Annotated in this window: 12 protein-coding genes and 1 pseudogene; 1 reads left to right on the top strand and 12 read right to left on the bottom strand. The window is 60.3% G+C overall.

Going from position 1 to position 14082, the window contains the following annotated elements:
- Positions 1–835 precede the first annotated feature (835 nt).
- The 10 genes and pseudogenes from IVA74_RS20205 to IVA74_RS20160 form a co-directional block, all read right to left on the bottom strand.
- Positions 836–1196, bottom strand: a pseudogene (locus IVA74_RS20205) (hypothetical protein).
- An 11-nt stretch (positions 1197–1207) separates the two neighbouring features.
- Entirely contained in the window at positions 1208–1447 is a 240-nt protein-coding gene (locus IVA74_RS20200) for a nitrogen fixation protein NifZ (protein WP_247347531.1), read from the bottom strand.
- Positions 1444–1764, bottom strand: a complete 321-nt coding sequence (locus IVA74_RS20195) for a nitrogen fixation protein NifZ (RefSeq protein WP_247347529.1) — start codon at positions 1762–1764, stop codon at positions 1444–1446. The genes IVA74_RS20200 and IVA74_RS20195 overlap by 4 nt, the downstream gene beginning before the upstream one ends.
- A gap of 1115 nt (positions 1765–2879) precedes the next feature.
- Complete coding sequence (locus IVA74_RS20190) at positions 2880–3101, bottom strand: 4Fe-4S binding protein (protein ID WP_247299039.1); 222 nt, start codon at positions 3099–3101, stop codon at positions 2880–2882.
- Positions 3102–3116: 15 nt separating this feature from the next.
- Positions 3117–4673, bottom strand: coding sequence for a nitrogenase cofactor biosynthesis protein NifB (gene nifB, locus IVA74_RS20185; protein WP_247299144.1), 1557 nt, complete (start codon positions 4671–4673; stop codon positions 3117–3119).
- A 626-nt stretch (positions 4674–5299) separates the two neighbouring features.
- On the bottom strand, positions 5300–7417 hold the full coding sequence (locus tag IVA74_RS20180) for a prolyl oligopeptidase family serine peptidase (RefSeq protein ID WP_247347526.1): 2118 nt from the start codon (positions 7415–7417) through the stop codon (positions 5300–5302).
- Between the two features lie 475 nt (positions 7418–7892).
- On the bottom strand, positions 7893–8114 hold the full coding sequence (gene nifT, locus IVA74_RS20175; RefSeq protein WP_247336471.1) for a putative nitrogen fixation protein NifT: 222 nt from the start codon (positions 8112–8114) through the stop codon (positions 7893–7895).
- Positions 8111–9304: a cysteine desulfurase NifS gene (nifS, locus tag IVA74_RS20170; RefSeq protein ID WP_247347524.1), complete on the bottom strand. Its 1194-nt coding sequence runs from the start codon at positions 9302–9304 to the stop codon at positions 8111–8113. The genes nifT and nifS overlap by 4 nt, the downstream gene beginning before the upstream one ends.
- An 18-nt stretch (positions 9305–9322) precedes the next feature.
- A complete protein-coding gene (locus tag IVA74_RS20165; RefSeq protein WP_247347522.1) occupies positions 9323–9616 on the bottom strand; it encodes a NifU family protein in 294 nt (97 codons plus the stop codon).
- A 39-nt stretch (positions 9617–9655) separates the two neighbouring features.
- Positions 9656–9976, bottom strand: coding sequence for an iron-sulfur cluster assembly accessory protein (locus IVA74_RS20160; protein ID WP_247347537.1), 321 nt, complete (start codon positions 9974–9976; stop codon positions 9656–9658).
- 328 nt (positions 9977–10304) lie between these two features.
- Between IVA74_RS20160 and IVA74_RS20155 the strand changes: the two genes are divergently transcribed.
- On the top strand, positions 10305–10895 hold the full coding sequence (locus IVA74_RS20155; RefSeq protein ID WP_247347515.1) for a hypothetical protein: 591 nt from the start codon (positions 10305–10307) through the stop codon (positions 10893–10895).
- Between the two features lie 732 nt (positions 10896–11627).
- On the opposite strand, the gene IVA74_RS20150 is transcribed toward IVA74_RS20155, so the two are convergent.
- The gene (locus tag IVA74_RS20150) at positions 11628–11774 is read right to left on the bottom strand and encodes a hypothetical protein (RefSeq protein WP_247347514.1); all 147 of its coding nucleotides are present in this window, start codon (positions 11772–11774) and stop codon (positions 11628–11630) included.
- A gap of 1190 nt (positions 11775–12964) precedes the next feature.
- Entirely contained in the window at positions 12965–14014 is a 1050-nt protein-coding gene (gene fni / locus IVA74_RS20145; protein ID WP_247347513.1) for a type 2 isopentenyl-diphosphate Delta-isomerase, read from the bottom strand.
- Between the last annotated feature and the right edge of the window lie 68 nt (positions 14015–14082).

Raw genomic sequence — 14082 nt, 5'->3', positions numbered from 1 at the left:
TCGACAAACAGTCGGTTGTCCTTGCCGCTGCGGCCCGGATCTCCCGGCTTGCCAAGACAATGCGGCTCCATCTTCGCCCATTGGGCGTCAGTCAAAACGTATCGGTCCATCCCAAGCTTGAATCACAACCAAGCCCCGATGAGAATCCTGAATCCCAACAGACCCTAGAGCGGATGGGCCGGGACAGTCGCACTGCCTCACTTGCGCGCGCATCATCAACCGGCCTTCACGGCGAGTGCACGGCGGTGGACCTAAGGGCGAGTACTCACAAAGGCACATCTTACAAAGCCTGAGCGTTATTCCTCGTCAGCAGATCGAGCACGGCTCGCTGATCCAAACTTCATCTACCGCAGTATCCTTGGTTTAATAAGCCACGTTGACGTTCCCAGGCGATTCCGTCCTCAGCGAACAGTTCTGGGAGACCATCGCCTGTCCCCGTCTTATGGACCCGATGGACGAGCGAGCGACCTGATCGTGATATTCCCGGGCCGGGCACTACGGCATGGCAAGCAACCCGCGGGCCTAGCCGTCCTGTGTGAGCTTGGCACCGGCAGGCGATTGCTTGATCGCCTTGCCAGAGCGCTTGGCCAGCACAATGCCGGCGCGCTGCGGATCATTCGTGATCTGTAACAGTGACCTTCACTGTCGAGTAGATGCAGGTCGAACTTCCAACCCGGCGGAACGGATTCTGCGTCATCTCGGACGCCTCGCAACAAATCCAGGCAAGATGTGGAGCTTTCTGCCGGAGCGTCAGGCAGGGCTCAGAGGCTGTATGAATAGCGGCGAGCGTCTACTCGATGTCCGTCAAGACGCCTTCGAGCACCATCTCCACAATCTATTGCCAGAACAAACGTTCAGGGTCGGCGTTCAGAACCGCTGTTGCCAGGCCAAGCCGTTGATGGGTTGAATGCCACTCCCAAACGCCCGTGCGGTGATCTTTGCGGAGCAGCTGCCATGCCGCCCCAGTCCTATCGTGGTGCAGCAGCGCGACCTCGACCGAGGCCGCCCTCCGCATTGATATTGCCTGAGCAGCACGGGCTCTCGACCAGATAGCCGCCAGCAACCGCTGTCACCTTTGGCGAGACATATCGGTAGTGCTCGCGCTTCTTCAGCGCGCGCACGATCCGCCACCGGTCGAGCTCGTTGGGATGCGCAGGCAATCCAGAATGATGTCGTCTGATGATTGCTGCGTTCATTGCGCGATATCCTAGACTGCAGAGATTTCTGCCTCGAGGCAGCCAACCACCAACTGCTTGCCGAAGTCGACCATATAAATGGGTAGGTTCGCTTCCGTATGGCGACCGACCTGGACGATCTGACCAATATACCCGACGCTGACCAGACACTCTTCCGCCGACGCGCCGGGAAAGGAACCGTCGTTGAGCAGATCGATCGCCGCCTTGACACGTTGGCCTGACCGGTATTTTGGCGATCTGGGTTCGATCATCGGGGTGCCGCTCCTGGCAACAACGGCTCCTCGCCTTCGTGGCTTGGCGTGACTAGATCGAGCTCCTTGCATTTCATGCCGACGCGATTGCCGGAGCCGAGGAATTCGACTCCATAAATATAAAATTGTTGCAGGAACGTGCCGATCGAGACGACATAGCCAAGCTCTCCTTTCTTGACCAGAACCTCACCGATCTCCTTGCCCACATAGGTGCCGTCGTTGCGGATGGTGCGGTTGGCCCGCACGTTGTCACCATAATCAAAGAAGGGGGCGTCCGTCAGCTCGACGATGTCACTATCACGGGCGATGTTGCTCATGCTGCCGTCCCCGCTCCATGGTTCAACTGTACCGCGCCTCGCGAGCGCCCGGGCTTACGAACCGCCCTATCATGATGCTCGATGGACCCCCTCCATTCCCGCACGGCGGCGCTTGGGGTCACGGATTGCATGAGCCTGTCGGGATCCCGGTGCAGCAACATCAATGCCCGCAGCCTAAAATCCAGATGCTCGAGATAACTATCCGTGAGCCCATGGTTGATGTTGAAGAAGCCATCGACGCGGCACGCGCGTCTGTGATCGAGCCGGGCGTGCTTGAGCCGGCCGCGAGCCGCGTGCTTCAGCGCGGGAAGCGCACAGCTGACAGAGTCGACCTGATTACCCCGGCAACCGAGGGCATTGTGGACGTCATCACTCACGGTCCCGCCCATACGCTCGAGCGTGCCGAACAATACCTTGGCGCTAGCATGGTCCGCGGGACAAAGCACCAGCAGCCTCCGACAGTTGCCGTCCTTCGCCGGGTTGCCCGAGACGCACCTGCAAGTCGGCAATAGGCGTTGAGCGGGAACAGGAAGACCCGCACGAGGTGCTCTCATGGCAGCCGAATTCCAACTTGGTGGCGCCGACCGCACCGGTGGCAGGAAATTCGTTTCCGCATCACGTGATCGGGTCCGAACGCCCTGCCGTGGCGCAGGTGTATTTCTGCACCTTCATCGAGGTGATAGGATAGCCCTGTCGCCCTGTGATGATGCTTAGCCGGCTCGATACCGTGCGACCAAGACACGGCTCGGTGAGGACGCCCTCTCTCGGATGACCAACTGAAGAAGGCCTCGGGCATGAATGTCGCCTGTTCAATGATGGCCGCACGTGACTGGATTGATATCGTGGAAGACGGGTCAGCCCTTTGTGGGTCCATCGGCGAAATTGATCCTTGACGCCCAAGACAGCGGCCTTCGGGTCGACAGGAATAGCTCGAGCGCTCCCGCCCACGTGCGCGTTGCCAGAATATGGGTCGACAACTGGCGAAAAGGTTAGCGACCAGGGAGAGCCGTCCACCCGGTCTGAGAAGGGGAAAGTCGTGGCCGGCGCCTCGTGAAGGCGGAGCATCATCCGCCCGAGTTTCTGAACGAGTGTCGTAGTGACATCCATCGTGGCCCTCAAGCAGCCTGGTGACGCGGCAGCGCCGTATCAAGCACGCATGTATTGTCAACCGGGCAAACCGCCACGCATTGGGGCTCATCAAAGTAGGCGGCGCACTCGGTGCATTTCTCAGGATCGATCAGGAAAACGCCGGCTCGCTCGGAAATAGCGAAGTTCGGGCACTGCGTTTCGCACGCCGAACAGCCCGTGCATTGCGAGGCGATGATCTTGAACGGCATTGTCTGAACCCATCCTCAGGCGGCGGAAATCAGCGCATTGCGGCGGGCCGCCGGATCGACCCGCTCAATGTGCTTGATCTTCCCCTCATTGACTTTATGGAGATAGAGTTTGAACCAGGCGATCGCCGAGCCATCAATGAACTCCCAGGCGTACTGATCGACCGGTTCGATTCCGGCCTTGATCAATTCGGCCTTCGGGCAGCCGCCGATTTTTGACACGAGCACGGCATGGCAGTCGTTAATGGCATCGATGGCGATTTCGAGCTTGCTGTCCTCGCCATCGCCGCCCTGGCAATAGGAATGAATAGGACGATGGCCAACGAATTTTGCGCCCGAAGTTGAGAGCTCGTAGATCTGGAACTCCTTGGCATGACCGAAGTGCTGGTTGATCAATCCCGAGCCCTTGGTTGCAACCGCCACCAGCACCTTGATTTCGCTGGACGCGCTGGCAAGCCCAGCAAGCTGCTCCTGCTTGGCCGCAAGCTTTGCAATGCGCGCCTTCTCGACTTTGGCCTGATACTCCTTTCGGGCCTGTTCATCATATTTGATGTCCATGGCCATGATCTTTTCCATGGTGAACTCGGCGCCGCGGTCCTCCCCGAGCAGTCCGACGGCGTCGGCGCGGCACTGGCGACAGTGACGCATCATGTTCATCTCGCTTTCGCAGCTATCCTGCAATGCTGTCACTTCCTGTGCGGTCGGGCCGCGTTGCCCGCTGAGACCGAACACGGTGCCGTGCTCGGGTGACGAAATCAGCGGCATCACGTTATGCAGGAAGGCGCCGCGCGACTTCACGGCCTTGTTAACCTCAACCAGATGCTGATCGTTAATCCCGGGAATCATCACCGAGTTGACTTTGCACAGGATGCCGCGCGCGGTGAGCATCTCCAGGCCCTGGAGCTGCCGATTGCTGAGGATGCTTGCAGCTTCAATGCCGGTGTAGCGCTTGTGGCGGTAAAAGATCCAGGGATAGATTTTTGCGCCAATATCGGGATCGATCATGTTGATCGTGATCGTCACGTGATCGACCTTAAGTCTTGCAATCGTGTCGACATGATCAGCTAGCGCCAGACCGTTGGTCGAGAGGCACAGCTTGATATCTGGCGCGAGTTTATTGACGAGCTCGAAGGTCTTGAATGTCTTGTCCGGATTCGCCAGGGGGTCGCCAGGGCCAGCAACGCCGACCACGCTCATCTGAGGGATGGCGGAAGCGACCGCCAGCACCTTCTTGGCGGCCTGCTCCGGCGTCAACTTCTCGCTGACAATGCCGGGGCGCGATTCGTTTGCGCAATCGTATTTACGATTGCAGTAATTGCACTGGATATTGCAGGCGGGTGCGACGGCGACATGCATCCGGGCATAATGATGGTGCGCCTCCTCGCTGTAGCAGGGATGGTTCTTCACCTTTTCCCAGACCTCATTTGGCACATTGCCGATGCCGGCCTGAGATCGGCACCTGGCCTTGCCGCTCCCACCGACCGTACCGCAGCTGTTGTGCTTAGCCATGACTTGCATGGTCTCGCTGATCTCGCCGCCGCCGCAGGCTACCTGGTGTTGCGCTGAAGTACTCATTTTTCCAATTCTCTTCGCAAGCCGAATCCTTCCAGCAAGCATCCCCAGAGTCGTTTCTGAAAAGCCAAGAGCAACTGGCGTGCCATACCTGCCACAAACGTATTTTGTGTTTCGCGTCAAGCAGTTAGGCACCGTCTGTTCGAATGTCCGTTTTATCAACTCATGTTCGAAAGCTGACAGAATTGCGATCACAAGAGCGCCCGGCAGCGCTATTACGAGGGCGGTACGCTGGTTCATCTATGCCCTTGGGCAAAGAGCATGGCGGCTGGTGTCGTTGAAAGTTGATCTTGTCGCCGAAATGTGACGCGTATGCAAAGCACAATCCGCAAAAGACGTTCCGGACGCTTTGAAGGACAACTTGAACCGGCGATGCTTCCTAGATGCAGACAAGAAACCCGTTACCGACCTATGTCGTGAAGATCACGCGGGCCCCTTCCTGACACTCCGGACGCATTGTCGGGCAGGTGAAGAGAAAACGCCTGGTGCCCAGGGTCCCCACGGCCACGGATTGGACCGTGCGTCCAAACGTTGGTAGGCATCTCGAGTAGGTGGTGCGGGTGTGGACACCTCAGATTCGTAAAGCTGCAGCCGCCTCGGTCGACATCGCACGAACTGCCGTCCAACAACTACACTACGTCGCTGACGTCCTCGGTATCCAGCCAGCCGATCCTGCTCTTCAGGAAACGCAGGCCCAGCACCAACAAGCCGGCCTGCTCCCTGTTGTCCTTGCCATAGCCGTGGCCGCCGGCGGCATGCTCGTATAAATAAGCCTCATAGCCCATCGCCTGCAGCTTCGCTGCCATTTTGCGCGCATGTCCGGGATGGACGCGATCGTCCCGCCGCCTGGTGGCCATCAGGATCGGTGGATAGGACTGCCCGGGTCTTGCGGCATGATAGGCAGAATAGGTCTTCAGCCACTCCCACTCCTCAGGGTTGTCGGGATCGCCATATTCGGCGAGCCAGTTCGCCCCGGCGAGCAGTTTGGTGTAGCGGCGCAGGTCGATCAGCGGGACGGTGCAGAACAGTGCGCCAAAGAGCCCAGGATATCGCGTTAGCATGTTGGTAATGAGGATGCCGCCGTTCGATCCACTCTCGGCCCCGATCCGCTTGGCCTGTGTCACGCCGCGCTTAACGAGATCGGCGGCGACGGCTGCGAAATCGTCATGCGACAATCTCTTGCCGGCCAGCCGGCCGGCGTCGTGCCAGCGCGTGCCGAACTCACCGCCGCCGCGCAAATTTGCCTGAACCGTGGTGCCGCCGCAGTCAAGCCAAAGCTTACCGAGCGCGGAATTGTAATAAGGTTTCACGGAGATTCCAAACCCGCCATATCCGCTCAGATGGACCGGCGCGTTGCCGGTCTGTCTGACCGGCCCGGTCTGTAGGTAGGGAATTCGCTCGCCGTCGATCGAGATGGCCTCGTGCCGCGTGACCACGCAGTGCTCCGCGGCAAACGTCTTCGGCGCCTGCTTCAGCACGGCGGGACTGCCCACGCCCCGCTCCAGCAGGATGAGAGACGGCGGGGTGAGCGGATCCTCGACGTGAGCCAGCAAGTCGCCATTGCTCTCGGACGGATTGCGATCGAGAGACCAGATGTCAACGACGCCAAGATCAGGAAGCCCGCCCAATTGCTCGCCGTTCCAGCGATGATCGGATGGCGTGCAGATCTCGAAGACTGGGCGGAGTTCGTCGAGAATACAAAGCACAAGCTTGCCCGCACTCCAAAAGAAGCTCTGCAGCGCACGGCGCGGGCCCGGCTCGAAGAGAATCTCGAACTGGCGGCTGCCCGCCAGGAATGCCGGCAGCGCGATGACGAGCACCGTATCCGCGGCATAGGTGTGCCCTGCCACAGACCAGGATTCGCGCGGCTTCAGGGCAAGCCAGTTGCGATGCGACCGCATCCAGATGTTACTTGGCAAATCGAGCCTCGTCTTGGCTCCCGTTTCATCGCCCAGCCAGACCACGCAATTGGAGACGTCTGTCGCATCGAGGAACCAGATCCTGGGCGGCACGACAGTGTCGTCAACACTGCAACCGACTGACACATGAGCGGCCTTGGTCTCAAAGATCACTTCCGCGTTGTCAACATGCGTACCACGCCGCCACAGCCTCACCGTGCGCGCATAGCCCGTGGTCGCGGCCATGCCGTCACCATGGGAGCTTAACAAGACCAGCGTATCAAAATCGAGCCATACGCCGCTGCCTTTGGCTTCCGGCAAGACAAAGCCGTCGTGGATGAAGAGCTTCGTGTCTGAGTCGAATTCACGCAAGGTGACGGCATCGCTTCCGCCGCGCGATAGACTCAAGATCCATCGCGAGTGATTTCCAGGCGGTGCGGCCGTAGCGTTCAGAAGCCAGTCTTTGCCTTCGCTGACCGCAAGTTGATCGAGGTCGAGCAGGATGTCCCATGATGGCTTCAGCCTGCGATACTCTTCCAGAGTGGTTCGCCGCCAGAGGCCGCGTGGATTATTGGCGTCCCTCCAGAGATTGTAGAGATACTCGCCGCGCCGGCTGACATAGGGGATATTGTCAGGTCGGTCGTAAATCGCTGTCAGCGCATCTCTGTCTCGTTCGGCTGCGGGTCCGCCAAACACCTCCAGGGTTCTGCTATTCTGCCGCTCGACGAAGTTCAGCGCCCGCGCGCCTTCTATTTGTTCCAACCACAGATAGGGATCATCGTCAGGAGCGGAGGGCGTTGGCCTTCCAGTTCGCGAGTCGTCGACGCTCCTTGTATGACGATGCGTCATTTACAACCTTAGTCTTCGCGCAATTCGACTGATTCAAGGATTTGCATCGCGACCGTTGCATCACGATTTGCGAGCTACGACTTGGCCCGGTGCGAGATCCAATCCTCTCGAAACTGCATCTTGCGGAGTTGCAGCGATTGGCCTGACGCTGTGAAGATGTGCGGAATGTAACGACCGGGCTGGCGATGTAGCACAATGGGCCCTCGCGAGGCCTCCCCGGCAACGCCATCTCGCTGGCCCAACAGTGCAGGCCTAGGCCGAGTATTGCGTTTGACACCATGCGTCGGCGCCATCTTGGGTCCCAAGGACGGTTCGACCGCTTCCGGAGTCATCGGCAGGTTCGGCTGGAACCTTCGACCACGCCAAGCCAAAGCCAGGGATTGATGTGGCCTTCCTCGCAAAGGCCGGACCGCTACGCCAAGAACAGCTTCCGCATCCGCTGGTTTGGCGAGGTTCTGTGGAGTCGCAGCATTCATCATTCGGTTGCTTCGCCGTCGCGCTTCCTGGCATTGATCGTAATTGGAAGGATGGTGTCACTCGCCATCGCGGGTAGGTCGAGCACCCACCCGTTCGCGATTCTAATCCAACCACCCCACAGCGTCTCGTGCTCACATTCGACAATCGACTCCTCAAGATCCTTCTTGGGCACATAAATCGAAAGCCCCGTCTCGGGCGAACGGCGAATCATGACCTTCATAGGAGCTCCGCAACTTGTGAGCTCTCGCCCGCGCGCTCCTGACACGCACGCCACAAGGCTCTCTGTTTGGCATTGATGTCCGCCAGGACTTGCAGGACACGATCGATCTCACCCGGCGCCGTCTCGCGCGACAGCGAGAAGCGAACCGCACCGCGCAAAAAGGCCGGTGGTACTCTCATCGCGCGCAGGACATGGGACGGCTCCATCGAACCGGACGCGCAGGCTGAACCGAGCGAGGCGGCAATTCCGTTGCGGTTCAGGTGGTCGACGATGGCCTCTGCTTCGAGATGCTCGAATGCGATGTTGGACGTATTTGGCAAGCGGTTCTTGATATCACCAAGCACGATGCAACAGCCGAGAGCGAGTATGCCTTGCTCCAGCCGGTCGCGAAGCATGCCAATCTGCGTCTGCTCTTGTATGAGGTGTGCCGCAGCGAGTTCCGCCGCCTTGCCCAGCCCAATAATGCCCGGAACGTTTTGGGTGCCAGCGCGGCGATGCCGCTCCTGTGCGCCGCCGAAGATCAGCGGTCGGAACCTGGTGTCCTTGCGCACATACAGCGCGCCGATCCCCTTCGGACCATGGAGCTTATGGCCGGAGAGCGACAGCATGTCGACGTCCGTAGTCTTCAGGTCAATCGGAATCCGCCCGACCGCCTGGACCGCATCGGTGTGAAAGAGCGCGCCGACTGAGCGCGCCATCTTGGCCAGGGATTTCACCGGAAAGATCGTACCGGTCTCATTATTGGCCCACATGACCGAGGCGATTGACGTCCGCCTCGACAATGCGTTGCGATAAGCCTCGATGTTCAATCGGCCGCTTGCATCGACCGGAATGACATGGGTCTTGATTCCGCGTCGGCCCAGCTCCTCGGCAAGGGACAGCACGGCTGGATGCTCAACGGCCGTAGTGACGATCTCGTCGCGTCCCTCCTGCACGGCGAGCGCGGACAGGATCGCGGTGTTGTCGGATTCAGTCGCGCCCGAGGTGAAGACGATCTCGTGATCGAATGCCGCGCCAACGAGAGCCTGCAGCTTCCGGCGCGCTTGTTTCAATGCGGGCGCAACCTCAATGCCGAATGCATGCCCGGACGACGCATTGCCGAATTGCCCAGAGAAGAACGGCAGCATTGACGCGACTACCGATGGATGTGCACGGGTCGTCGCGTTGTTATCCAGGTAGATCGGCTGCATGGACTGTCCGCTCTGCACTTAAGGCCCCTCTTTGGCAGCTGCGGGGAGCGGGATCAGGCGGACGAACTCGCCGAGCCGCTCGATCAGGCGCGCCTGAATGGCCTCGAGCGTCGTTCCCGCAAGCTTGCATAACATGCAGGCGCCGGTGAGCCTGACCATGATCTTGTTGCCTTCGATTCCGACGAGCTCACAATCCCCACGATCACGCCTGAGGCTTGGCCGAATCTCATCGAGCACGGCACGGACAATCCGCGCGCGATCGGAAGCCTCTGCACTCGAAGACTGATTCGTTCGTTCAGCCTTCAGGCCCATGTTCGATGCTCCTTCCATTGCGAATGGTCCGAAGGCGGCTCAGCTGAACGATTTGCCGCAGGAGCAGCTCGATTTGGCATTTGGGTTATCGAAGCGGAACCCTGATCCTTCGAGCGACACCACGAAATCGATCGTGGTGCCGTTGAGATGCGCCCGGCTCGCCTTGTCGACGAAGACTTTGATCCCGTCTTGCTCAAACACGGGCTCATCGGAGACCGGCTCATGAGCAAGACCCATTTTGTACGTGAACCCTTGGCAACCGCCGCCTTCGACCATGACCCGCAAACCGCTTGTAGGCTGGGCCGTCGAGGAGATTGCGGCCTTCAGTGCGTTGATGGCGCTGTCCGTTAGGCTGATCATTTCTGGCTCGCTCTCAGTATCTGTCGGAGGCACAATTCGCAAATCCCATGCCAATCGAGATGCAGCTGAAATCCATTGGTTTTGAAGGCGGCGACCATTCGATTTGCGACCTGTCTGGTTTGCGACAGGCGGCTTTCGGGCGTCCCGCCCTTATCCGGCCGAGACCTCGTGATGGTGCCAGCACGTATTATCCCTGCACATTGCGCCAATCCGCCGCTTACCGTGTGCGTCGCTGCAGACATGGGCGCACGGCAAACAACTTGCATAAGGTCAGCGGACACGCCGCATTGGCGATGCATGTACACGACAGATTGATGAGGAGCCTTCCATGACGTCCATCGACAACACCGCTCTTGGCCAGTTGGACAAGGAGGGGCGGTTGCTGAATGCGGTGCTTAAGACCGAGACAACGAAGCCGGGACGATTTGGATTTCGGGGCGACATCGCGCTGAAGTTCCAAGCCCAGCTCGCCGACGAAAAACGACCGCCGGACTATTCCATTGAACAAGTTCTTGCAATCGCGCAGGAAGGCGAACCGACCATCCCAGTCCTTGCCGGATATCTGCATTCGTTCGCGTATCTACCTCAGGCCGCAAAGGTTCTGGATGGCAGGCTGAGCCCCAAAGGCAGCTATTTCATTTTCTGCAACAACATTGATCTGCTCGCGAAGTACCGCACCAAGATAGGCGACATCACCTTCCGCATTCTGCCTTGCGACGAATCAACTGTGTGGAAGGAGATGATGGACCTCGCCGGCGTCGACAAGAATGACATCAAGAAGCTCGGTACGGCCGGTAGGCTCGACTACCTGCTCGACGCGGCCAAGGACATCGGTGGATCATACACGGAAGTTTCATACGAGTACGGACTGGCCAAAATGGAGCCGGTGAAAAACAGACGCGAAAACCGCCCCGTCTGAGGCAGACCTCTCTCTCTCGCCAGCTCGACGACTATGCCGCGGAGAGAGTCACTGCGCCCGCTTCACCGGGACTGGCTCTGACAAAACCCTGGTGATGGACTACCGGCCTCCCTTTCGGGAGATCACACGGCACTCTGCTACTCGTGTGTCGGCCAAGAGCACTGTCGTCAACTGCACTGAGGGCCGGCTGGCCACGACCGTCCGCCTGACTGCATCCATGGGGATCCGGACAATCCAATGCTGATCGGATGATGGTCGCGGTCACATTTCAGAGGGCGGATCGCCGATGTATGGTTCGGCTTTGGCGCTGTGCTCCAGGCCTTTGCCAGCCTGCGTAGCGCAGAGATGTCGCGCGTTCGATGCTCGCCAGCCGAAATTATCGGCGAGCTGCGCCCATGAATGATGGAGACCGAGGGGGACTAAGTAACGCGCACGTTTGCATCGTTCCAGAGAACCCAGGGAGCCAGTGTCAAGCGGTTTGCCTCGTACATGCAATTCCGCAGAGCCGTAAAATGCGACAGCGGGGTGCCGGTTGGTCGAGCCAGGCCAAGCGATAGCTGAGCAGACTTGGCCGCACGTCTTCAATGTTGTGAGAACGAAGCGAAGCTATGCAGCATGCCGCAACTGAATCTGTCCTGGGAAGTTGCTCCAGGTCGCGGATCGCGCGGCCGACCCGCCCATGCCACGACGCCACTTCACAGTTCTGACGTCCCTGCCGATGGCTGGAAGCACTCAAAAGGGCCCGATGCGATCGGCGATCTGCTGTATGGGCTGGATCTCCATGGCAATATGAAACCAGTCGATGATGTGGGTCGTTGGTTTCGGCATGGCGCGGGGCAGCCGCTTTAAGATTTCGGCCCCGTCCGAGATCACCGTCACATCCCCAAAGCCGCCATATCCGACTTCCTAGAGCGGGCGAAGAGCACGATCGCGGATTGCCTGATGGTCGGTGCTGCCGGTTAAGAAATAGCGACCGCCCCTTTCTCCCCGTCCCCCGCGGGCGCATCTGGCCGCGACGAGCTCGAAAATTCGCGCCGAATGTTGATCAGCGCTACGAACGTACGCCGCATCGATGCTGATGACGAACTCTTTGCGCCGAGCTCCGGGAAGCTGCATCTCAAGGTGCCATCGGTCATCCGTTTGGGACCTCGCACGCCAGTTTCCTGCATGACCTGGTCGTCGAGCCGCTTGCCGATCCTGATCGTACCTTGCGCACGATCGCATGCGTCTCAGTCGGTTCAGTGGGCAGGAATCGGCCAGCACCTTTGGCGCCTGCCGGTAGGGCAGCATGCTTCCTAGCCGCGCCATCAGTTCCATCAGCTCCGGTGTCGTTCGATCGGCCCTGGATGGCATTCCCGGCACAGCATCCATCGGGGATTGCGAACCTCAATGGTGCCGCAGACGGTTCGGATCCGGCGTGTCGTGTAGTCGGTGACCGGTCGGAGTGTATGGCAGTCCGGGCAAAACCGGCGAGAAGGGCATATGTCTCCGCCTCATGATTCACGACCGCGTTCTGCAGCGCTGCCATGATCTTCTAGCTATCGGTTATCGACAAGCAGATGTCGAGTCGAACAGGCTCTCTCAGCTCTTGTCTATGCGGACCTCCTTCCGGCATGTGTCGTCAAATTCGTTCCGGCCCTCGATCATTCCACCGCCATCGCTTTGTCTCAAAACGATGCTAACGGGACTGCTAGAGCCTAACAACCCTTGTTTGACACCACAGAAATTACCGGTCTCCTCACGACGGATCGCCCATGACTCGGGGTCGATCGCTACTCCTTCATTGCAATGGACCTGCACCATCTACTCCTTGCCGGTCTCCCGGCGCACCTAGTTCCGGCCCCGTCAGAGGCTCAGCTCGTTCGGCGTGGCCGATCACCCCGATCAAAGCATCGACATAGGCGCCGGACGCGGCTTCACTCTCGGCTGTCCAGTCGGGCATGGCGGGGCGCCTCCCTGATCACGAAGCAGCACCCGAGCAAATCCGCCAGCACCGCGAATCCCCCGCATCCGCGACTTTCTAGCTGAGTAAGACTAGGCGCCCGCCGCAAGTCCGGGCGACGCCGCCATCAACCGGCGGGCAGATGCGCCGATGGCAACAAGCGCGCGTGACGCAACGCCGCCAGATCAGCCGAGCCGGTGCAGAAGCAGGCGACGGCCAACTGGCGGATGACGATCTCGAAATGCGCGACAACCGCCTCGGTGGATACCGTAGCCGCGCGCAGCACGCCGGCCGCCTGCCCGGCGATGTCCGCGCCCAGGCGAATGGCCTTGGCCACGTCGACGCCGTCGCGGATCCCGCCCGACGCGATCAGCTTCACCGTTGGCAGCGCCTCACGTACCGCCTGCAGGCTGGCTGGGGTCGGAATTCCCCAATCAGCGAACGCCATTGCCACTGTGCGGTCGGCGGCATCGCGGGCGCGCTCGCCCTCCACCGCGGCCCAACTGGTGCCGCCGGCGCCGGCGACATCGATCACCGCCACGCCCGCCTCGACGAGCGCACAGGCCACCGAGGCGGACAGGCCCGACCCCACTTCCTTGGCCACGATCGGCACGCCCACGCTGCGCGCGGCGCGAGCGATCTGCGCCAGGACGGCGCGCCAGTCGCGGTCGCCCTCCGGCTGTACCGCTTCCTGCAGCGGATTGAGATGGACGATGAGTCCATCGGCCTCCAGCGCATCCACCGCGCGGCGCGCCAGGTCCAGGCCGTCGGCCTCGCGCAGTTGCGCGGCGCCGATATTGGCCAGCAAGGGAATGTCTGGGGCTAGGCGGCGCAGCGCGCGCGTCAGCCCCTGGGAGTTGCGGGATTGCAGGCTCACGCGCTGCGAACCGACGCACATGGCAATCCCCAAGGCTTGCGCTGCCTCGCTCAGATGCCGGTTGATGGCCTCGGCGCGTGACATGCCGCCGGTCATGGAGCTGATCAGCAGCGGGGCACGCATGGTCTTGCCCAGCAGCGAGGCGCGCAGGTCGATCTGCGTCAGGTCCAACTCGGGCAATGCGCAGTGTTCGAAACGGACGTACTCCCAGCCGGCGGCGACCGTGGCCGGCGCCGTTCGTCGATCCAGCACGATGTCCAGATGGTCGTCCTTGCGCCGGCTCAGGGCGGTGTCGCTCATGCTCGCTCCGTCCGTCGCGTCGGGCGACGGCGTTGCGTCGGATCGGACCGACGGCAGCGCGCGCACGC

Origin of the sequence: Bradyrhizobium sp. 132, from assembly GCF_023074185.1 — a bacterium.
In the GTDB taxonomy this organism is placed as follows: Bacteria; Pseudomonadota; Alphaproteobacteria; order Rhizobiales; family Xanthobacteraceae; genus Bradyrhizobium.
The sequence above is the reverse complement of the archived record's forward strand: the minus strand, read 5'-3'. Positions and strand labels throughout refer to the sequence as shown.